This window comes from uncultured Amaricoccus sp. (assembly GCF_937891315.1).
GTDB lineage: Bacteria > Pseudomonadota > Alphaproteobacteria > Rhodobacterales > Rhodobacteraceae > Amaricoccus.
In genome coordinates this window covers 18,673-38,407 of record NZ_CALAGI010000119.1, presented here as the reverse complement: position 1 = coordinate 38,407, position 19,735 = coordinate 18,673, and the positions used below count along the sequence as shown (strand labels likewise).

Here is a 19,735-nt window from a genome sequence, read left to right as displayed (position 1 = left end):
CGGCTACGCGAGGTCGGGGCGGGAAGGGCGAAGGCGAAGCAATCAAACGGATTTGGTATCAAACGCTCAAGCCGGGACGTAGGTGAGCCGGACCACGTCCTCGTCCATCCGCTCGCTGGCGACGAGGCGGAGCGGCGGCCGCGGGCCGGCGAAGAAGGGTGTGCCGCGGCCGACGACCACGGGGTGGAGGTAGATGCGGTAGGCGTCGATGAGGCCGAGGTCGGTCAGGCTTCGGGCGAGGTCCGGTCCGCCAACCTCGATCTCCCCGACGAGCCGGGTCTTGAGCCCGCGGATCGCGCCCTCGATGTCATCGGCGATGAGCGTGGCGTTGGGGCCGACGGATTTCAGCGAGCGCGAGACCACCCATTTCGACTGTTTCCGCCACGCGGCCGCGAAGTCGCGCCTGTCCGCGTCCCACTCGGGGTGATCCTCGTCCCAGTAGCGCATGATCTCGTAGAGGCGCCGACCATAGAGCCCGCCGATCTGCTCGCGCGCCTGCTCGATGAAGTGCCGGAAGAGCATCGGGCCCGGCGCGAAGGCCGTGTGATCGACATAGCCGTCCAGCGACTGGTTCATGCCGAAGACGAGCTTTGCCATGCCACCCTCCGCGCCGGATCCCTTTGCGCGAGGATGCGCCGGGTCCATCCCGAAAGAAAAAGGGGCGCCTGAGCGCCCCCGGGGATCAGAAGCCGAGGCCCTCGTACTTTTTCTTGAACTTCGAGACGCGGCCGCCGGCGTCCATCAGCTTGGCCGAGCCGCCGGTCCAGGCGGGATGCGCCGAGGGGTCGATCTCGAGCGCGAGCACCGCGCCTTCGGCGCCATAGGTCGAGCGAGTGGTGTAGGTGCTGCCGTCGGTCAGCTTCACCTCGATGGTGTGATAGTCGGGGTGGATGCCCTTTTTCATGGTCCGGTTCCTCAGGCGTTCGCGTCGGCGGTGGATTTTTCGCGATAGTTCGTCTTCTCGACGATGCGGGCGGATTTGCCGCGGCGTTCGCGCAGATAGTAGAGCTTGGCCCGGCGCACCTTGCCGCGGCGGACCACGGTGATCTCGGCGATGTTCGGGGAATGCAGCGGAAAGACGCGCTCGACGCCCTCGCCGAAGCTGATCTTGCGCACGGTGAAGCTGGCGCCGATGCCGGCGCCACCGTTGCGGGCGATGCAGACGCCCTCGTAGGCCTGGACGCGGGAGCGGGTGCCCTCGGTCACCTTGTAGCCGACGCGGATCGTGTCGCCGGCGGCGAAATCCGGAATATCCTTGCCGAGCGCCTTGATCTGCTCGGCCTCGAGCTGTTGCAGCAGGTTCATGTCAACCGTCCTTGTCTCGCTCGCCTTCACTGGCGATGATCTCCGCGTCCGAGAGCTCTGTCTCTCCTGCCGGGTGCGCTGGCGCGGATCGCTCCGCGTAGGCCCGCCAGAGGTCGGGACGACGTTCCTTGGTCAGCCGTTCCGACTGGATCCGTCGCCATTCGGCGATCCGTCCGTGATGGCCCGAGAGGAGAACCTCGGGTATCCGCAGACCTTCCCAGTCGGTCGGGCGCGTATAGTGCGGGTATTCCAGCAAGCCGTTCGAGAATGACTCCTCGACCGACGAGTCGGCATTGCCCAGAACGCGCGGTATAAGGCGAACGCAGGCGTCGATCAAGGCCATGGCAGCGATTTCGCCACCCGTCAGGACGAAATCGCCGAGGCTGACTTCCTCGATTCCCCGGGCCTCCAGCACGCGCTGGTCGACGCCCTCGAACCGGCCGCAGAGCAGGGTGACGCCCGGGCCGGCGGCGAGGCGGCGGGCCCGCGCCTGATCGAAGGGGCGGCCGCGCGGCGAGAGATGGAGGACCGGTCCGGCCGCCGGTGTCGCGTCGAGCGCGGCGGCGACGATATCGGCGCGCAGGACCATGCCGGCGCCGCCGCCGGCCGGGCTGTCATCGACCGTGCGGTGCCGGTCGGTCGCGGAAGCCCGGATGTCGCGCGGCTCCAGCCGCCAGAGGCCGTCGGCGAGCGCGCGGCCGGTCAGCGAGGCGCCGAGCGGGCCGGGGAACATGCCCGGAAAGAGGGTCAGGACTTGCGCGGTCCAGGGGGCGGTCATCGGAGTCTTGCCCGATGACGTGTGGCGGGCGAGGCGGGGCGGCCTTTGCCGCCCAAACGGTGCGCGCGGTGCGCGCGAGTCCTTCTTGTTTGTTTCGCGCCCGTTGGCGCGCAACGACTGCTCTCCAGGTTAGCAAACCTGTATGAAACGGGGGGCTCGCAACGGCGGCGGCGGGTGAGCTTGTCGAGAGCGTGCATGATGGCGCGGTCAGTCCCGTGCCGGGTTTTCCAGACCCTCTGGCGGGTCGGCGACCACACGGCGGCCGGCGAGATCGACCGTGGGCACGGCGGCGCGGGTGAAGGGCAGCAGCAGGTCGGGCTGGCCCGGCCGCGACAGTTCCAGAATATCGCCGGCGCCATGATCGAGCACCGCCTTCACCGTGCCGAGCCGTGCGCCGCCGGTATCGAAGACCGCGAGGCCGATCAGGTCGGCATGGTAGAATTCGTCCTCGCCGAGCGGCGGCAGGCGGTCACGCGGCGCGTAGAGGCGGGTGCCCTTCAGCGCCTCCGCCTGTTCGCGGGTGGCAACGCCGGTCAGGCGCGCGGCGAAGGCGCCGGTGATCGGCCGGGTGATCCTGAGACCGAAGGCGCGGCCGTCCTCGGTCACCAACGGCGCGTAGCTGGCGATCGCGGCCGGTTCGGCGCAGAAGCTCTTCAGCCGGACCTCGCCCGCGACGCCGAAGGCGCCGGCGATGGCGCCGACGCAGACCAGATCCTCAGCCATCGGCCGCCTCGATCGGCGCGCGTTCCGTCGCGACGCGGCCGCGGCGCGAAGGCGCGCGCCGGCGTGGCGGCGCGGCCGCGGCCACCGCGATCCAGGGACCGGCCATGCGCGGCGTTACTCCGCCGGAGTCTCGGCGGCGGCGGCCTTCTCGGCGCGCTCCTTGGCGCGGGCGAGGGCGGCCTTGCCGGGCTCACCCTGCTTCGGGTTGGCGCGGGTCTTCTTCTCGACGATGCCGGCGGCCTCGAGGAAGCGGCTGACGCGGTCGGTCGGCTGGGCGCCCTGGCCGATCCAGTGCTTTACCCGCTCGACATCCATCTTCAGGCGGTTCTCGTTGTCCTTCGGCAGCAGCGGATCGTAGGTGCCGAGCTTTTCGAGGAAGCGGCCGTCGCGGGCATAGCGGCTGTCGGCGGCGACGATGGAATAATGCGGACGCTTCTTGGACCCGCCGCGGGCGAGCCGGATCTTCATGGCCATGGTCAGTCTCCTGTGACGTGGGTGGCGGGCGCGGGCGCCCCTGTTTCGAGATGGCTCTCGTGATGCCTGATGACTTCCGAGATGATGAAGTTCAGGAATTTGGTGGCGAATTCGGTATCGAGATCCGCATCCCCGGCCAGCGTCCGCAAGCGGGCGATCTGCTTTGCCTCGCGCGCGGGATCGGATGGCGGCAGACCGTGCCGGGCCTTCAGGACCCCGACCGCCTGCGTATGCTTGAAGCGCTCGGCGAGGGTGAAGACCAGGATCGCGTCGAGCCGGTCGATCGATTCGCGGTGGCCGCGCAGCAGGTCGGCGGCGCGGCGGGTGGCTTCGGCGTTGGTCATTTCTTGCGCCCGAGCCCCGCGAGGCCGGGCGGCAGCGCGGCGCCGGGAGGCAGGCCGCCGCCCGGAAAGCCTCCGGGTAGTCCGCCGGGCAGCCCGCCCGGAGGCGCGCCCTTGCCGAGCAGGGCGCCGAGCCCGCCGCGCAACAGGCCTTTCTTGCCCATGCCGCCCATCTTCTTCATCACGTCGGCCATCTGCCGATGCATCTTCAGGAGCTTGTTGAGATCGGAAACCTCGAGCCCGGCGCCGGCGGCGATCCGGCGCTTGCGGCTGGCCTGCAGCAGGTCGGGACTGCGCCGCTCCTTCTTCGTCATCGAATTGATCAGGGCGATCTGGCGGCGCAGCACCCTGTCGTCGAGGCCGGCCTCGTCGAGCTGCTTCGACATCCTGGACATGCCGGGCATCATGCCCATCAGCCCCTGCATGCCGCCCATCTTGATCATCTGCTCGAGCTGGTCCTTGAGGTCGTTCATGTTGAACTGACCCTTCTGGAACCGCTTCATCATCCGCTCGGCGGCCTCGGCCTCCAGCGTTTCCTGCGCCTTCTCGACGAGGCTGACGATGTCGCCCATGCCGAGGATCCGCCCCGCGACCCGCTCGGGATGAAACTCCTCGAGGGCGTCCATCTTCTCGCCGAGGCCAACGAAACGGATCGGCTTGCCGGTGATCGCGCGCATCGAGAGCGCGGCGCCGCCGCGGCCGTCGCCGTCCATGCGGGTGAGGAGGACACCGGAGATGCCGACCTGGCCATCGAACTGCTCGGCCACGTTGACCGCGTCCTGGCCGGTCAGGCCGTCGACGACGAGCAGCGTTTCACGCGGGGCGGCGGCGTCGCGGACCGCCTTGACCTCGGCCATCAGTTCGTCGTCGATATGGAGGCGACCGGCGGTGTCGAGCATCACGACGTCATAGCCGCCGAGCGTCGCCTGCTGCTTCGCGCGGCGCGCGATCGCGACCGGATCCTGGCCGGCGACGATCGGCAGGGTATCGACGCCGATCTGGGCGCCGAGCACGGCGAGTTGCTCCATCGCGGCCGGGCGGCGGGTGTCGAGCGAGGCCATCAGCACCCGCTTGCCCTCCCGCTCCTTCAGCCGCTTGGCGAGCTTCGCCGTCGTCGTGGTCTTGCCCGAACCCTGCAGGCCGACCATCAGGATCGGCGCCGGCGGATTGTCGATGCGGAGCTCGGTCGGGCGCCCGTCGCCGGCGAGCACGCGCACGAGCTCGTCATGGACGATCTTCACCACCTGCTGGCCCGGAGTGACGGATTTCGTCACCGCCTGGCCCTTGGCCTTGTCCTGGACCGCCTTGACGAAATCGCGGGCGACCGGCAGCGACACATCGGCCTCGAGCAGCGCGACGCGGACCTCGCGGAGCGCGGTCGCGACATCGTCGTCGGTGAGCGCGCCCTGACGGGTCAGCTTGCCGAAGACTCCGCCGAGGCGGTCGGACAGGTTCTCGAACATCGGTCGCCCCCTCGCCGAGAGCCCCGAAACGCGAAACGCGCCGGTGGGCGCGACGCGCTGACCGACGGCGATCCCCCCTTCGGGACGGGACCGGAAGCTGTGAAGACTTCCGAAAAATCGCGCCTCCCCTAGCGCGAAACGCGGGGAGGGTCAATATGGGGCGCCTTGGGCTCCCTTGACCCGCCCGCCGCAGGCTCTTGCATTCCCGGGGGACGGGCGCTATCTGCTGCTTTTTCCGACGTCGTGGAATGATGGAGATCCGGTATGGCCCGCGTAACAGTTGAAGACTGCGTCGACAAGGTGCCGAACCGGTTCGAACTCGTCATGCTGGCCGCGCATCGGGCCCGGTCGCTCGCGGCCGGCGTGCCGCTGACCGTCGATCGCGACAACGACAAGAATCCGGTCGTCGCCCTGCGCGAGATCGCCGAGGAGACGATGACCGCCGACCAGCTGCGCGACAGCGCGATCGAGAGCTTCCAGCGCCAGATCGAGATCGATGAACCCGAGGAAGACGTAATGACCCTGCTCGTCGGCAACGACGCGCCGATGGAGGACGACATGTCCGAGGAACGGCTGCTGCGCGCGCTGATGGAGGCTCAGGGCGAAAACTGAGCCCGGGTTGACGTCCGTGGCGGACATGACCCCGGTACGGCCGGGGCCTGACGGGATCATCCCCGTCAGCGGCCTCACGGATCTGGTCCGCGGCTATAACCCGAACTCCGACAGCGCGCTGATCGCGGCGGCCTACGACTACGGCCACAAGATGCACGATGGCCAACTGCGCACCAGCGGGGAGCCCTATTTCAGCCATCCGGTGACCGTCGCCATGCTGCTGGCCGAGCAGCGGCTGGATGATGCGACGATCATCACCGCGCTGCTGCACGACACGATCGAGGACACCAAGTCCACCTACCGCGAGATCGCGATCCGCTTCGGCGATGAGATCGCGCAACTGGTCGATGGTGTCACCAAGCTCACCAATCTCGAGCTCTCCTCGGTCGAGAACGCCCAGGCGGAGAATTTCCGCAAGCTGCTGATGGCGATGTCGAAGGATCTGCGCGTCCTGCTGGTCAAGCTCGCCGACCGTCTGCACAACATGCGCACGATCAAGCATCTGGCACCGGAAAAGCAGGCCCGCAAGGCGCGCGAGACCATGGACATCTTCGCACCGCTCGCCGGCCGGATGGGCATGCAGTGGATGCGCGACGAACTCGAGGACATCAGCTTTCGCGTGCTGAACCCCGAGGCGCGCAAGTCGATCATCCGCCGTTTCGTCAGCCTGCGGAACGAGAGCGGCGACGTCATTCCGAAGATCACCGACGATATCCGCCAGGTGCTGACCCAGGCGGGGGTCGAGGCCGTGGTCTTTGGCCGGGAGAAGAAGCCCTATTCCATCTGGCGCAAGATGGAGGAGAAGAAGGAGGCCTTCTCGCGGCTGTCCGACATCTACGGCTTTCGGATCATCACCCACTCGGTCGCGGACTGCTACACCGCGCTCGGCGCCGTGCATCAACGCTGGACGGCGGTGCCGGGGCGGTTCAAGGACTATATCAGCCAGCCGAAGTCGAACGGCTATCGCTCGATCCACACCTCGATGTCCGGCCGCGACGGCAAGCGCGTCGAGGTCCAGATCCGCACCAGCGAGATGCACGCCGTGGCCGAAACCGGCGTCGCCGCGCACTGGTCCTACAAGGACGGCGAACGGTTCGAGAACCCGTTCGCCGTCGATCCCTTCCAGTGGCTGCGTTCGATCACCGAGCGCGTCGAATGGCAGGAGGACGAGGATTTCCTCGAGCACGTCAAGCTCGAGATGTTCACCGACCAGGTGTTCTGCTTCACCCCCAAGGGCGAGGTGGTGAAGCTGCCGCGCGGCGCGACGCCGATCGATTTCGCCTACGCGATCCATACCCGGATCGGCGACTCCTGCGTCGGCGCCAAGGTCGACGGCCAGCGGGTGCCGCTCTGGACCAAGCTGCGCAACGGGCAGAGCGTGACGATCATCCGCGCCGAGGGACAGCGGCCGCAGCCCTCCTGGGAGGACATGGTGGTCACCGGTCGCGCCAAGGCGGCGATCCGGCGCTCCTTGCGCGGCGAGCAGCGCGCGACGCAGGTGCGGCTCGGGCGCGAGATCGCGCGGGTGTCGCTGGAGCGGGTCGGCAAGAAGGCGAGCGACAAGGCGATGGAGACCGCCGCCCGCCGTCTCGGGCTCGAGGAGGGCGAGGATGTGCTGGCCCGGCTCGGCGCCGCCGAGATGACGGGGCGCGATCTCATCGCGACGCTCTATCCCGAACTGCTGCGCGAGGCCGGACTGCCGAAGGCACGGAACGAGGCGGCGCCGGTGGTGATCGGCCTCGGCCTCGGCCAGGAGGCGCGGCCGGCGCCGTGCTGCAACCCGATCCCCGGCGAGCGCATCGTCGGCATCGCCGAGCGCGGCAAGGGCGTGATGATCCATGCGATCGACTGCGCGACGCTCGGCGCCTTCGAGGACACGCCGGACCGCTGGATCGACCTGCGCTGGGCCGACGGTCACAGCAATGCCACCCACGAGACCCGCGTCGAGATCGCGCTCGCCAACGATTCCGGGACGCTCGGGCGAATCTGCACGCTGCTCGGCGAGCATCGCGCCAACATCACCAACATCGTGTTCACGGATCGCAAGCCTGATTTCTATCGGATCGTGATTGATGCGGAGGTTAGGGATATGGAACACCTGACCCATATCTTGACGGCGATCGACGCTGATTCGGATGTGGCGCAGGTCCGGCGATATCGCGCGGCTGCGGCGGCGGGGAACGCTCCGGCCGGCCGCTGAACGGATCCCGCGGCGTCCACCGAGAGGAGCGACGGGAAATCCCGGGCCAATGGTCTTCAAGCGACGTGACAAGCCGCCCCTGTTCTCGCGCCTGCGCGAGGCCGTCTACCCCCGCCGGGGTTGGCGGCGCGGGATCGAATATCTCGGCCATCGTGTCAAGCGGCTGCCCGATACGCCGCATCGCATCGCGCTCGGTTTCGCCTTCGGCACCTTCGTCTCCTTCACGCCGCTGTTCGGGCTCCACGTGCTGCTCGGGGCCGGGCTGGCATGGCTGTTTCGCGGCAATATCGTCGCCAGCCTGATCGGCACATTGGTCGGAAATCCGATCACCACGCCCTTCATCGCCGCGATTTCGCTGGCGCTTGGCCATCGCATCCTCGGCCATGGCGTCACCGGCCGCGACTTCGGCCGCATCGCCGAGGCGTTCAGCCAGGCGGGGGCCGGCATCTGGCAGAGCTTGCTCAGCCTGTTCGGCGTCGGCACCGCGCAATGGGGCAAGCTCAGCCTGTTTCTCTACGACATGGTCTGGCCCTATTTCGTCGGCGGTCTGCTGCCCGGCATCGTCGCCTCGGTTGCCGGATATTACCTCGTCCGCCCGATCGTCGGCGCCTACCAAGCGCGGCGCCGCGCGCGCATGCTGCAGCGGGCGAAGGAACGGCTGGAGCGGCAGGAGGTCGAACGCCGGACGGTCGGCGGCCTCAAGGGACATGGAACCAAGGGAGGCGGCGCATGAGCGAGGTTGCGGCCAGACCGAGCGGGCGGCTACGGCTCGGGGTGAATATCGACCATGTGGCCACGGTGCGGAACGCCCGCGGCGGCCCGACGCCCGATCCGCTGCGCGCCGCGCTGCTTGCCGAGGCGGCCGGCGCCGACGGCATCACCGCGCATCTGCGCGAGGATCGGCGCCACATCACCGACGCGGATATCGAGGCGCTGATGGTCGGGATCTCGCTGCCGCTCAATCTCGAGATGGCGGCGACGCTCGAGATGCGGGCGATCGCGCTGCGCCACCGGCCGCGCGCGGTCTGCATCGTGCCGGAAAAGCGCGAGGAGCGTACCACCGAAGGCGGGCTGGAGGTGGCGCGCGACGAGAATGCGCTGGCGGATTTCATCCTGCCCTTGCGGGAAGCGGGCTGCCGCGTCTCGATGTTCATCGCCGCGGACCGCCGCCAGATCGAGGCGTCGTACCGGATCGGCGCTCCGGTGATCGAGCTGCATACCGGTGCCTATTGTGACGCGGACATCGCCGGTGATATCGCCACGCGCGATGCCGAACTGGCGCGGCTGGTGGAGATGGCGGGTTTCGCGCGGGCGCTCGGGCTCGAAGTCCACGCCGGCCACGGCCTGACCTTCGACAGCGTTGGCCCCGTCGCGGCGATCCCGGATCTGATGGAGCTCAATATCGGGCATTTCCTGATCGGCGAGGCGATCTTCGTCGGACTCGAGGCCGCGATCCGGCGGATGCGCGCCGAAATGGATACCGCGCGCGCGGTGGCCGTCGGCTGAGCATGCGCGTCGCGGACCGGATTGGGCGCGCGCGCTCGGCGGCGGAGCTCGCCGCCGTCGCCGGGCTGTTTCGCGCCTATGCCGCCACCCTGCCGTTCGACCTCGGCTTCCAGGATTTCGAGACGGAGCTCGCGACGCTGCCCGGCAAATACGCCGCGCCGCGCGGCGCGCTGCTCTATGCCCGCGATGGCGACGGCCCGGCGGGCTGCGTCGCGATGCGCCCACTCGGCGGCGGGATTTGCGAGATGAAGCGGCTCTATGTCACGGGGGCGGCGCGGGGCACCGGCCTCGGCCGGGCACTCGTCGCGGCGGTCCTTGACGCGGCGGAGCGGGCGGGACATCGCGAGATGCGGCTCGACACGCTGCCGAGCATGCCGGGCGCCCTCGCGCTGTATCGCGCCGCCGGCTTCGAGGTGATCCCGCCCTATTACGAGACCCCCGTCGCCGGCACGATCTTCCTGTCCCGCCCACTGGCCTGAGCGCGGCGCCCGATCACGCGACGGTCGTCGGGCGCTTCCAGCCGGAGACGAGGCCCGAGACGCCGTTGAAGGCGCCGGGAACCAGTGCCCGCGCCAGCAGGCGGTCGGGATTGGTCGGCGGCGGATAGCGCAGGTCGCGCGCCGCCTCCTGGGTGAAGCCGAAGCGCCGGTAGTAGGGCGCGTCGCCGACCAGGATCACCCGTGTCCATCCGCGATCGAAGGCGCGCTGCAGGCTCTCCGAGATGAGCAGCGCGCCGATTCCCTCGCCCTGCCGCGTCGGATGCACAGCCACGGGCCCGAGCAGCAGTGCCGGATGGCCGCGGTCACCGATCCGCACCGGCCAGTAGCGGATGGCCCCGCCAAGCGCGTCATAGTCGTCCCGCGCGATGAGCGACAGGTCGGTCACCGGATCCACGCCCTCGCGCAGCCGATAGGACGACAGCGCCGTGCGCCCCGGCGCGAAGGCGAGGTCATAGAGGTATTCCACCTCGGCGCGATCGTCAGGGGTCTCTTTGTAGATCCGGAACATTCACTTGAGGGAGCGTGGGGCGCGGGGGCAAACGGGCAGGCGCGGACGCCCGGCCCGCTCGACTCCGAGCTAGCATGGCCCTAACTTCGCGGCAAAGGCGAAAACGCGAGTGATCCCCAGATGTTCTATCGCCCGGGACTCGACAGCCACGGGCTGCCGCATGATCCGTTCAAGGCCCTGGTCGCTCCGCGGCCGATCGGCTGGATCTCGAGCGCCGATTCCTCCGGCGGGGCCAATCTCGCGCCCTACAGCTTCTTCAACGCCGTCTCCGAGAAGCCGCCGATGGTCATGTATTGCACCATGGGCCTGAAGCTCGGTGGCGAGGAGCGCAAGGATACACTGGCGAATATTCGGGAGACCGGCGAATTCGTGGCGAATATTGTGCCACTCGCCCTGCGGGATGCGATGAACCTGACCTCCGGCCCCTATCCCGCCGGCGAAGACGAGTTCGAAATCGCCGGGCTGACCAAGGCCGCGTCACGCCTCGTCGCGCCGCCGCGGGTCGCCGAGGCGCCCGCCGCGCTCGAATGCCGAGTGTGGAAGATCGTCGATCTGCCCGGCCCGTCGAGCGCCATGGTCATCGGCGAGGTCGTCGGGGTCTTTGTTGACGAGAATGTCCTGCGGGACGGTTTGGTCGATGTGACGCTCTATCAGCCGCTCTCGCGGCTCGGCTACAAGCACTATGCCGCCGTGCGGGAGGTCTTCTCGCTCAGCCGCCCCGGACCGTTCGAAAAAAAACAACCTAAAGATGAATAAGAGATTGTCCGTTAAGCTTTTGGTAACCATTCCCCGACAGATTGAAGGTGTTCAAGCGATTGAACAGCTGCTTGCAAACCCTCAGACCCTCCAGTCTGGATATCGCGCCCCCTTCTCCCCCCCGGAGGGGGCGCATTTCCTTTCAGCGCCTCCCGGATCCTCCTCGTGTCCCGCCAAGCCCACGCGCGTAGGCGGAAGCACCATTTCCGGTGGCGGTTGGCCGCGTCGTCTCGACACGGGCGGTGCGATTCGGTGTCCGGCCTCCGGCCCGATAGTCGGGAACCGCGGAGCGGCGGTGTCTGGGGATGGCAGCGGCCCCCGGCATCCGGGGCTCGCCTCGGCGTGAAGCCTCAGGACGGCGGAAGCACCGCGCCGGGGTTCAGGATGCCCAAGGGATCGAGCGCGGACTTGATCGCCCGCATGGCGGCGATCTTGGTCGGATCCACGTAGCGGGTCATGTCCGAGGTCTTGAGCCGGCCGATGCCGTGCTCGGCGCTCATCGACCCGCCGAGCGCATGGGCGAGGTCATACACCGTCTCCTTCACCGCGCCCCGGATCGCATCATAGTCCGACCGCGCCCGCCCCTTCGCCGGGAAGACATTGTAGTGCAGGTTGCCATCGCCCAGATGGCCAAAGCAGTTGATCCGGACCGTCGGGTCGAGCGCGCGCAACGCTGGCCCCGTCCGGTCGATGAACTCGGCCAGCCGCGAAAGCGGCAGGGAAATATCGTGGCTGGAGATCGCGCCGATCAGCCGGTTGGCTTCGGGAATGCGCTCGCGCACCGTCCAGAAGGCGTCGCGCTGATGCGCGTTCTGGGCGACCAGCGCGTCGGCGGCGAGCCCGCGTTCCAGGGCCTCGACCAGCGCCGCCTCGAAACGCTCGGCGACGTGGGAGTCGGCGCCGTCCGCGACCTCGGCCAGAACCACCCATTCCGAGTGATCCATCGCCGGCAGCGGCACTTCGGGCAGCGTCTCGCGCAGGAAGGCGAACCCCGCCTCGTGGATCAGTTCGAACGCGAGGATCGCGCCGCCGAGCCGTTCACGGAAGGCGGCGAGCAGATCGAGCGCGGCGGCGGGCGAGGCGACGGCGATCCAGGCCGTCCCGTTCTCGCGCGGCGCGGGATAGAGCCGCAGGCTCGCCGCCGTGATGATCCCGAGCGTTCCTTCCGAGCCGATCAGCAGGTGCCGCAGGTCATATCCGGTGTTGTTCTTGTGCAGCCGCCCGAGGCCGTTCAGCACGGTGCCGTTCGCCAGCACCGCCTCGACACCGAGGCAGAGATCGCGGGCATTGCCGTAGCGCAGCACATTGACCCCGCCGGCATTGGTTCCGAGGAGGCCGCCGATCCGGGCCGAGCCTTCCGAGGCAAGCGCCAGCGGGAAGACCCGCCCGGCGCCGACCGCCGCGGCCTGCGCATCGGCGAGGATCACCCCCGCCTCGGCGGTCAGCACGTCGTCGATGGTATCGAGATCGCGAATCCGGTTCAGGCGCTCGACCGAAAGGACAACGGGTACCGGCCCCTCGGCCATTACCTGGCCGCCGACGAGGCCGGTGCCGCCGGCATAGGGCACGATCCCGACCCGCGCCTCGGCGCAGAGGCGGACCGCAGTCTGGACCGCGGAGACCGAGGCCGGCCGCAGGATCGCGGCGGCCTTGCCGACGTAGCGGCCGCGCGGCTCTTCCAGATAGCGCGGCTCGGGCGGCAGCACCGCGCCAGGTCCCAGCGCGGTCGCCAGTCGGGCGACGAGGTCGGCGTCGGCGTCGATGAGCGCGGTCATCCCTGTTCCTGTCCCTTCCGGTCGGCGCGCAGGCTCGCATAGAGCACATGGTCGCGCCAGCGGCCGTCGATCTGCAGATAGCCGCGCGCCATCCCCTCATGCACGAAGCCGGTCCGCTCCAGCAACCCGCGCGAGGCGCTGTTCTCGGGCAGGCAGGCGGCCTCGACCCGGCTGAGATCGAGCGTCCCGAAGGCATGCTCGACCACGGCGACCAGCGCCTCGGCCATATAGCCCTGGCGCGCGAATTCCTGGCCGGTCCAGTAGCCGACCTGCGCCGATTGCGACGGCCCCCGGCGGATGCTGTCGAGCGTGATCGCGCCGACGAGCTGTGAATCGTCGCGCCGGAACAGGAACAGCGCCACCGCCCGCCCCTCCTCCCGCGCGCGAAAGGCCCAGTAGACGCGGTTGCGGAAGGCACGGCGCGAGAAATGATCGGCCGACCAGCTCGGCTCCCAGGGGCGCAGGAAATCGGCGCCACGGCGGCGCAGGGCGGACCAGGCGAGATGGTCGCCCATTTCCGGCAGCCGCAGCGTCAGGCGTTCGGTATCGATCCGGAGCGGCGAGGAGCGGCGGAAGGTCAGCAAGCGCGGCGCCTCACGCCGCGAGACGCCGCGCCAGTTCGCCGCGATCGGGGGCATCGGCGACCGGCCCGAGCAGCGCCAGCGCCGGCTCGGCCCGCGCGACCACCCGCTCGGCGAAATCGCGCAGGCCGCCGGTCGTCACCGCGTCGATGCGAGCGACGATCTCCTCGACCGCCGGCACGCGGTCCCAGATGGCGATCATCCGTGCGATCCGTTCGGCCCGGGCCGACGGGCTTTCGAGTCCCATCAGCATTCCCGCCTTCATCTGTGCCCGCGCGCGGTCCAGCTCGGCCCGGCTGAAGCCGTCGGCGGCGCGGCGCAGTTCGTCGCCCATCAGTTCAGTCAGCTCGCGGATCTGATCGGCGCCGGTGCCGGCATAGAGCGTGATGAGGCCGGTGTCGTGATAGGCGCCGGCCTGGGCGAAGATCGTGTAGCAGAGCCCCCGGCGCTCGCGCAGTTCCTGGAACAAGCGCGAGGACATGCCGCCGCCGAGCGCGATCGCATAGACCTGCGCGTCATAGGCGGAGTCCGCGCGAATGCCCGGCCCTTCGAGGGCGAGCGCGACATGCGCCTGTTCGAGCTCGCGATCCTCGCGCCGTTCGTGGCCCTTGAAGCGCGCCGGCAGCACCGCGAGGCCGGGACGGGGCGCGAGATGGCCGAACAGCCGCTCGGCGTCGCGCACCACGGCCGCCGGGTCGATGGCACCGGCGGCGGACAGGATCAACTGGCTCGGCCCGTAATGTTCGCGCACGAAACCGGCGAGATCGGGCGCGGCGAAGGCCGAGACCCGCTCGCTCGGGCCGAGGATGGCGCGACCGAAAGGCTGATCGGGGAAGGCGGCCTCCTGCAGCCAGTCGAAAATGATATCGTCCGGCGTATCGAGCGCCTGGCCGATTTCCTGCAGGATCACGCCGCGCTCCACCTCGATATCGGGCGCCGCGAACAGCGGGTTGAGCACGATGTCCGCCAGAATGTCGAGCGCGCGCCCGACGTCGTCGCGCAAGACCCGGGCGTAGTAGGCGGTCATCTCCTTGCCGGTATAGGCGTTGATATAGCCGCCCACGTCCTCGATCTGCTCGGCGATCTGCAGCGCGGTGCGGCTCGGCGTGCCCTTGAACGCCATATGTTCGAGGAAATGGGCGATGCCATTCTGCTCGATCCGCTCGTGCCGCCCGCCGGCGGTGACCCAGAGGCCGATGGCCGCGGAATGCAGGCCCGGCATAGGCTCGGTGACGACGCGCAGCCCGTTCGACAGGCGATGGATCTCGATGCTCATGCCACGACCTCGCGGCTGAGCAGCGCCTCGATGGCGCGAAGCTCGTTCGGCACATGCGTCACCCGCTCCGGCCGGTCGAGGAGATCGGCGAGCCGCGGCGGCAGCGCCGGGCGGACCCCGCAGGCCGCTTCGACCGCGTCGGGGAACTTCGCCGGATGCGCGGTGGCGAGCGTCACCATCGGCACCGACGGATCGCCACGCCGGGCGCGGGCGGCGTGGACGCCGACGGCGGTATGGGGACAGATCACCTCGCCGGTCTCGGCCAGCACACTGGCGATGGTGGCGCGCGTCTCATCCTCCGAGACCCGGGCGCTGTCGAACTCCGCCCGCAGCCGGGTCAGCGCGCCCTGCGACAGGGAGAAGGCGCCCGAAGCGCCGAGCTCTCCCATCAGCGCGGCGACCGCCGGCCCCTCGCGGTCGTAGAGTTCGAACAGCAGCCGCTCGAAATTCGAGCTGACCTGAATGTCCATCGAGGGGCTGATCGAGGCGGCGACGCCCTGCTTCACATGGGCGCCGGTGGCGAGCGTGCGATGCAGGATATCGTTCTGGTTGGTGGCGATCACCAGCCGCTCGATCGGCAGGCCCATGCGCTTGGCCACGTAGCCGGCGAAGACATCGCCGAAATTGCCGGTCGGCACGGTGAAGCTGATCGGGCGGCCCGGCGCGCCGAGCGCCACGGCCGAGGTGAAGTAATAGACGGCCTGCGCCAGCACCCGCGCCCAGTTGATCGAATTCACCCCGGCGAGCCCGACCGCGTCGCGAAAGGCGTGGTCGTTGAACATGTCCTTGACCCGCGCCTGCGCGTCGTCGAAATCCCCCGCGATGGCGAGCGCGTGGACATTGGCGTCCGCCGGCGTCGTCATCTGGCGGCGCTGAACCTCGGAGACGCGGCCGTCGGGGAAGAGGATGAAGACCTCGACCCTCTCGCGGCCGCGAAACGCCTCGATCGCCGCCGAGCCGGTGTCGCCGCTGGTCGCGCCGACGATGGTGATCCGCCGACCCGAGCGCTTCAGGCTCGCCTCGAACAGCTGGCCGATCAGCTGCATCGCCACGTCCTTGAAGGCGAGCGTCGGACCGTGGAACAGTTCGAGCAACCAGTCGTTCGCGCCGATCTGGATCAGCGGACAGCGCGCGACATGGCCGAAACCGGCATAGGCGCGGCCGAGGATGGCGCGGAACTCCACCTCGCCGAAGGCCTCGCCGACGAAGGGCCACATGACGCGGAAGGCGACCTCCTCGTAGGGCAGGCCGGCCAGGGCGGCGATCTCGTCATGGCCGAGGGTCGGCCAGGTCTCCGGCACATAGAGGCCACCGTCGCGGGCGAGGCCCGTCAGCATCGCCTCCTCGAAGCCGAGCTTCGGGGCCACGCCGCGGGTGGAGACATATTGCATCGGCGGGACTTTCGTTTCTGCGCTCAATCGGATCGGCGTTTGATACGCCAAAGCCAGTAGACTGTCATCCCCGCCCAGGCCACGGCCAGCGAGAACCAGGTGATGGCATATTGCAGATGGTCGTTCGGGATATCGATGGTCACCGGGCGCGCCCAGGGCGGGTTCGGATCGTCGCTCGCCTCGGTCACCAGCATCGCCGGCAGCGTGTCGAGCGCCGCGCTCATCAACCCGACGTCGCGGGCGAACCAGATGTTCTTGGCGCGGTCCGGCGCCGAGGTGTAGCCATCGGTCTCGTCCGGCCAGAGCAGCGAGCCCTCGACCCGGATCGGCCCGACGAGCCGCGGCGCGTCCTTCTCCTCGATCGGCACGAAGCCGCGATCGAGGAGGATGCGTCGCCCGTCGGCCAGCCGCAGCGGTACGATGATCCGGTAGCCGACGCCACGCGGCGGCGCGGAGGTATAGACGTGAAGCTCGCCCGGCTCGATCGCGCCGCTCTCCAGCACGCGCAGATACTGGTCGGTCGACCGGTCCGGCGCGGCGGGCAAGGACACGGGCTCGGCGGTGATCCGCGCCTCGATCCGGTCGAGGATCCCGGTTTTCCAGGCGAGGCGCTGAAGCTGCCAGGTGCCGAGCCAGATCAGGATCGCGACCCCGGCGACGCCGAAGATCAGCGCCGGGATCATGCGCCGGGTCATCGGATCACCTGTCCGCGGGCTTGGGCGCGCGCCCTGACCCTACGCGCGCCAGGGCCGCTCAGAGACTGTTCCGGAATTCGGCGGCGGAGGTCCGGGATGGGATTTTCGTGATCCTGACAGGGGATCATCCATGCCGATATCGAGGATACTGGCATGGATGATCGACGCAACGGGGCGCAGCAAGGACCGGTCGGACCGACCCGCGGAATTCTCAAACGGTCTCTCAGTGCCCGTGCGAGACGCCGCCGCCCCAGATATAGACCGCTGCGAACAGGAACAGCCAGACCACGTCGACGAAGTGCCAGTACCAGGCCGCCGCCTCGAACCCGACATGCTGATCCTGCGTGAACTGGCCGAGATAGACCCGCAGCAGGCAGACGCCGAGGAAGATGGTGCCGATGATCACGTGGAAGCCGTGAAAGCCGGTCGCCATGAAGAAGTTCGCGCCGTAGATATTGCCGGAGAACGAGAATTCCGCATGGCTGTATTCATACGCCTGAAAGATCGTGAACAGCACGCCGAGCGTGATGGCGATCCACAGGCCCCATTTCATCTGCTCGCGGTTGTTCTCCTCGGCGATCGCATGGTGCGCCCAGGTCGCCGCGCAACCCGAGCAGAGCAGGATCAGCGTGTTGATCAACGGCAGGTGCCAGGGATCGAAGGTCTCGATCCCGTGCGGCGGCCAGACCCCGGGGGTGACCACCACGCCCTCGATCACGCCCATCGGATAGAGCGCGTGCTTGAAGAAGGACCAGAACCAGGCCGCGAAGAACATGATCTCTGAGACGATGAACATGATCACGCCGTAGCGCAGGCCGATCTGCACCACCGGCGTATGGTCGCCCGATTGGCTCTCCGAGATCACGTCCGACCACCAGGCGAACATGGTATAGAGCACCATCAGCAGCCCGATCAGCATCAGCCACGGCCCATGGTCGTGGAAGAACAGCACCGCCCCGAACAGCAAGACGAAGGCGCCAAGCGCCCCGACGAACGGCCAGACGCTGGGATGCAGGATGTGGTAGTCGTGGTTCTTCTGGCCCGCCATGGCTGGCTTGCTCCCTTCTAGTGTTCGATCGTCAAGTCAGGCGGTGACACGATTCCGGCCGCGGAGGCCGGCGCTATGGTGAGCGCCGGGGTGTCTTCGGGCAGGACGGCCGGAAACATGGTGTAGGACAGGGTGATCGCCTTGAGTCGCGCCGCGTCGCTGTCCTTCAGCATCTCGGGATCGACGAAGAAGGTCACCGGCATCTCCACGCGCTCGCCAGGGCCGAGCACCTGGAGGTTGAAGCAGAAACAGGCGATCTTGTCGAAATATTTCCCGGCGCTGTCGGGGGCGACGTTGAAGGCGGCCTGACCGGCGACCGGATGATTCGTCGGATTGTAGGCCTCGTAGAAGGCGAGGCCGGTCTCGCCGAGACGGATCGTCATCTCGCGCTGCATGGGGCGGAAGTGCCAGGGCATGGTCGGCGCGACATTGGCGTCGAACCGCACGGTGACTTGGCGGTCGAGGATGGTGTCCGGCGCCGCCTCGGCGACCGAGGGCGTGCCGCCATAGCCGGTGGTCCGGCAGAACCAGCTGTAGAACGGCACCGCCGCGAAGCTGAGTGCCACCATCACCACGACCACGGCCGCGAGCTTCCAGGCGAGACGCGCGTTGGCCGAGGTCGTCACCGTTCAGTTCCCGGCCTTGGGCAGCATGCGCGTCGTCTCCGCCGGCTCGACATGGCCGAGGGGCGCGCCGCTGCCGATCTTCACCACGCTGACGGCGAAGACGAGTAGGACGAAGGCGCCGAGCACCAGTCCGAGGCCGACATTGCGGCTGCGGCGGCGGGCGAAGATCTCGTGGCTGTCCGGGCGCATCTCTCGGTCCCTACGTCAGCGTCGGCCAGCCGGCGGCGGCGAGCCCGGCGGCCCGCAGCCCAGCCTCGGCCAGGAACAGGCAGAAATGCAGGAAGAGATAGACGATCGAGAGTGCGAAGAACTTCTTTTCGACGCGGTAGCGGTCGGCCTCCGCCTCCGGTTCGTCCCGCCACCAGATCTGCCAGGCGCCGCGCAGGAACAGGACGTTCAGCACCACCGCGCCGGCGAGATAGACCGGCCCGCCGACCGAGGTGAAGGCCGGCAGGATCGCCACGGGCACGAGCACGAGGGAATAGCCGAGGATCTGGTTTCGCGTGCTGCGCGGCCCGGCGGTCACCGGCATCATCGGCAGGCCGGCGCGGACGTAATCCTCATTCCGGAACAGCGCCAGCGCCCAGAAATGCGGCGGCGTCCAGAGAAAGATGAGCAGGAACATCAGCAGGCTCTCGACGGAGACGCCGCCGGTGGCGATCGCCCAGCCGATCATCGGCGGCAGCGCGCCGGCCGCGCCACCGATGACGATGTTCTGCGGCGTCGCCCGCTTCAGCCACAGGGAATAGATCACCGCGTAGAACAGGATGGTGAAGGCGAGCAGCCCCGCCGCGAAGATATTGGCAAAGAGCGCCAGCATCACCACCGAGAAGGCGCCGAGCGTGACGCCGATGCCGAGCGCCTCGTCCCGGGTGACCCGGCCGTCCGGGATCGGGCGGCGCGCGGTGCGCTTCATCACCGCGTCGATATCCCAGTCGCTCCACATGTTGAGCGCGCCGGCCGCGCCGGCGCCGGCCGCGACGCAGATCAGCGCGGCGAAGGCGACCACGGGATGCACCGGCACCGGCGCGCAGACGAGGCCGACGATCGCGGTGAAGACCACGAGCCGCATCACCCGCGGCTTCAGCAGTTCGAAATAGTCGCCAAAGCCGGCGTCGCGCGGCGCCTCGCCTATCCAGCCGGTCTCGCTCATTGCAAACCTCCGCAGCTCAGGCCT

Annotated in this window: 24 protein-coding genes; 6 read left to right on the top strand and 18 right to left on the bottom strand. The window is 68.6% G+C overall.

Translation table 11 applies throughout. The annotated features are described in order from the left end of the window. Positions 1 to 66 precede the first annotated feature (66 nt). From Q0480_RS11170 to ffh, 8 genes are all read right to left on the bottom strand, one after another. On the bottom strand, positions 67 to 597 hold the full coding sequence (locus Q0480_RS11170) for a dihydrofolate reductase family protein (RefSeq protein WP_299132945.1): 531 nt from the start codon (positions 595 to 597) through the stop codon (positions 67 to 69). 85 nt (positions 598 to 682) lie between these two features. Beyond that, positions 683 to 904 (bottom strand): 50S ribosomal protein L31, encoded by a 222-nt coding sequence (gene rpmE / locus Q0480_RS11165; protein ID WP_299132942.1) that lies wholly within the window; start codon positions 902 to 904, stop codon positions 683 to 685. A gap of 11 nt (positions 905 to 915) precedes the next feature. Then, the gene (gene rplS / locus Q0480_RS11160) at positions 916 to 1,305 is read right to left on the bottom strand and encodes a 50S ribosomal protein L19 (RefSeq protein ID WP_299132940.1); all 390 of its coding nucleotides are present in this window, start codon (positions 1,303 to 1,305) and stop codon (positions 916 to 918) included. 1 nt (position 1,306) lies between these two features. Beyond that, on the bottom strand, positions 1,307 to 2,083 hold the full coding sequence (trmD, locus tag Q0480_RS11155; protein ID WP_299132937.1) for a tRNA (guanosine(37)-N1)-methyltransferase TrmD: 777 nt from the start codon (positions 2,081 to 2,083) through the stop codon (positions 1,307 to 1,309). Between the two features lie 207 nt (positions 2,084 to 2,290). Continuing rightward, a complete protein-coding gene (rimM, locus tag Q0480_RS11150; RefSeq protein WP_299132934.1) occupies positions 2,291 to 2,806 on the bottom strand; it encodes a ribosome maturation factor RimM in 516 nt (171 codons plus the stop codon). Between the two features lie 114 nt (positions 2,807 to 2,920). After that, a complete protein-coding gene (rpsP, locus tag Q0480_RS11145; protein ID WP_299132931.1) occupies positions 2,921 to 3,280 on the bottom strand; it encodes a 30S ribosomal protein S16 in 360 nt (119 codons plus the stop codon). Positions 3,281 to 3,282: 2 nt separating this feature from the next. Next, positions 3,283 to 3,624, bottom strand: a complete 342-nt coding sequence (locus tag Q0480_RS11140) for a chorismate mutase (protein WP_299132929.1) — start codon at positions 3,622 to 3,624, stop codon at positions 3,283 to 3,285. Then, entirely contained in the window at positions 3,621 to 5,084 is a 1,464-nt protein-coding gene (gene ffh, locus Q0480_RS11135) for a signal recognition particle protein (protein WP_299132926.1), read from the bottom strand. The genes Q0480_RS11140 and ffh overlap by 4 nt, the downstream gene beginning before the upstream one ends. Before the next feature lie 264 nt (positions 5,085 to 5,348). Here ffh and rpoZ point away from each other — a divergent pair, with 264 nt between their 5' ends. Genes rpoZ through Q0480_RS11110 form a run of 5 tightly spaced genes read left to right on the top strand, consistent with a single transcriptional unit; the run spans position 5,349 to position 9,881 of the window. Next, positions 5,349 to 5,696 carry a DNA-directed RNA polymerase subunit omega gene (gene rpoZ, locus Q0480_RS11130; RefSeq protein WP_299132923.1) on the top strand — a complete coding sequence of 116 codons (348 nt, stop codon included), beginning with the start codon at positions 5,349 to 5,351 and terminating at the stop codon, positions 5,694 to 5,696. Between the two features lie 25 nt (positions 5,697 to 5,721). Beyond that, positions 5,722 to 7,896 (top strand): bifunctional (p)ppGpp synthetase/guanosine-3',5'-bis(diphosphate) 3'-pyrophosphohydrolase, encoded by a 2,175-nt coding sequence (locus Q0480_RS11125; RefSeq protein ID WP_299132920.1) that lies wholly within the window; start codon positions 5,722 to 5,724, stop codon positions 7,894 to 7,896. Positions 7,897 to 7,945: 49 nt separating this feature from the next. Further along, positions 7,946 to 8,629, top strand: a complete 684-nt coding sequence (locus Q0480_RS11120; RefSeq protein ID WP_299132918.1) for a DUF2062 domain-containing protein — start codon at positions 7,946 to 7,948, stop codon at positions 8,627 to 8,629. Further along, positions 8,626 to 9,402 carry a pyridoxine 5'-phosphate synthase gene (locus Q0480_RS11115; protein ID WP_299132916.1) on the top strand — a complete coding sequence of 259 codons (777 nt, stop codon included), beginning with the start codon at positions 8,626 to 8,628 and terminating at the stop codon, positions 9,400 to 9,402. The genes Q0480_RS11120 and Q0480_RS11115 overlap by 4 nt, the downstream gene beginning before the upstream one ends. A 2-nt stretch (positions 9,403 to 9,404) precedes the next feature. Beyond that, positions 9,405 to 9,881 (top strand): GNAT family N-acetyltransferase, encoded by a 477-nt coding sequence (locus Q0480_RS11110; protein ID WP_299132913.1) that lies wholly within the window; start codon positions 9,405 to 9,407, stop codon positions 9,879 to 9,881. 13 nt (positions 9,882 to 9,894) lie between these two features. Here Q0480_RS11110 and Q0480_RS11105 read toward each other — a convergent pair whose 3' ends face one another. Beyond that, complete coding sequence (locus tag Q0480_RS11105; protein WP_299132910.1) at positions 9,895 to 10,410, bottom strand: GNAT family N-acetyltransferase; 516 nt, start codon at positions 10,408 to 10,410, stop codon at positions 9,895 to 9,897. 120 nt (positions 10,411 to 10,530) lie between these two features. Here Q0480_RS11105 and Q0480_RS11100 point away from each other — a divergent pair, with 120 nt between their 5' ends. After that, a complete protein-coding gene (locus tag Q0480_RS11100; protein ID WP_299132907.1) occupies positions 10,531 to 11,166 on the top strand; it encodes a flavin reductase family protein in 636 nt (211 codons plus the stop codon). 350 nt (positions 11,167 to 11,516) lie between these two features. Here the strand turns inward: Q0480_RS11100 and Q0480_RS11095 are convergent, their stop codons facing one another. The 9 genes from Q0480_RS11095 to cyoE all read right to left on the bottom strand — a co-directional run bounded on the left by Q0480_RS11095 (position 11,517) and on the right by cyoE (position 19,711). Continuing rightward, the gene (locus Q0480_RS11095; RefSeq protein WP_299132905.1) at positions 11,517 to 12,941 is read right to left on the bottom strand and encodes an FAD-binding oxidoreductase; all 1,425 of its coding nucleotides are present in this window, start codon (positions 12,939 to 12,941) and stop codon (positions 11,517 to 11,519) included. Continuing rightward, the gene (locus Q0480_RS11090; protein WP_299132903.1) at positions 12,938 to 13,579 is read right to left on the bottom strand and encodes a GNAT family protein; all 642 of its coding nucleotides are present in this window, start codon (positions 13,577 to 13,579) and stop codon (positions 12,938 to 12,940) included. Before Q0480_RS11090 ends, Q0480_RS11095 begins: the two co-directional genes overlap by 4 nt. After that, on the bottom strand, positions 13,536 to 14,798 hold the full coding sequence (locus tag Q0480_RS11085; protein WP_299132901.1) for a pitrilysin family protein: 1,263 nt from the start codon (positions 14,796 to 14,798) through the stop codon (positions 13,536 to 13,538). The genes Q0480_RS11090 and Q0480_RS11085 overlap by 44 nt, the downstream gene beginning before the upstream one ends. Continuing rightward, complete coding sequence (gene thrC / locus Q0480_RS11080; RefSeq protein WP_299132900.1) at positions 14,795 to 16,189, bottom strand: threonine synthase; 1,395 nt, start codon at positions 16,187 to 16,189, stop codon at positions 14,795 to 14,797. Before thrC ends, Q0480_RS11085 begins: the two co-directional genes overlap by 4 nt. Positions 16,190 to 16,212: 23 nt before the next feature. Beyond that, complete coding sequence (locus Q0480_RS11075) at positions 16,213 to 16,884, bottom strand: SURF1 family protein (protein ID WP_299132898.1); 672 nt, start codon at positions 16,882 to 16,884, stop codon at positions 16,213 to 16,215. 223 nt (positions 16,885 to 17,107) lie between these two features. Beyond that, complete coding sequence (locus Q0480_RS11070) at positions 17,108 to 17,932, bottom strand: cytochrome c oxidase subunit 3 (protein WP_299132896.1); 825 nt, start codon at positions 17,930 to 17,932, stop codon at positions 17,108 to 17,110. 17 nt (positions 17,933 to 17,949) lie between these two features. After that, on the bottom strand, positions 17,950 to 18,558 hold the full coding sequence (locus Q0480_RS11065; RefSeq protein WP_299132895.1) for a cytochrome c oxidase assembly protein: 609 nt from the start codon (positions 18,556 to 18,558) through the stop codon (positions 17,950 to 17,952). Between the two features lie 3 nt (positions 18,559 to 18,561). Then, entirely contained in the window at positions 18,562 to 18,747 is a 186-nt protein-coding gene (locus Q0480_RS11060) for a hypothetical protein (RefSeq protein ID WP_299132893.1), read from the bottom strand. 10 nt (positions 18,748 to 18,757) lie between these two features. Next, entirely contained in the window at positions 18,758 to 19,711 is a 954-nt protein-coding gene (gene cyoE / locus Q0480_RS11055; RefSeq protein WP_299132891.1) for a heme o synthase, read from the bottom strand. Positions 19,712 to 19,735: the final 24 nt, after the last annotated feature.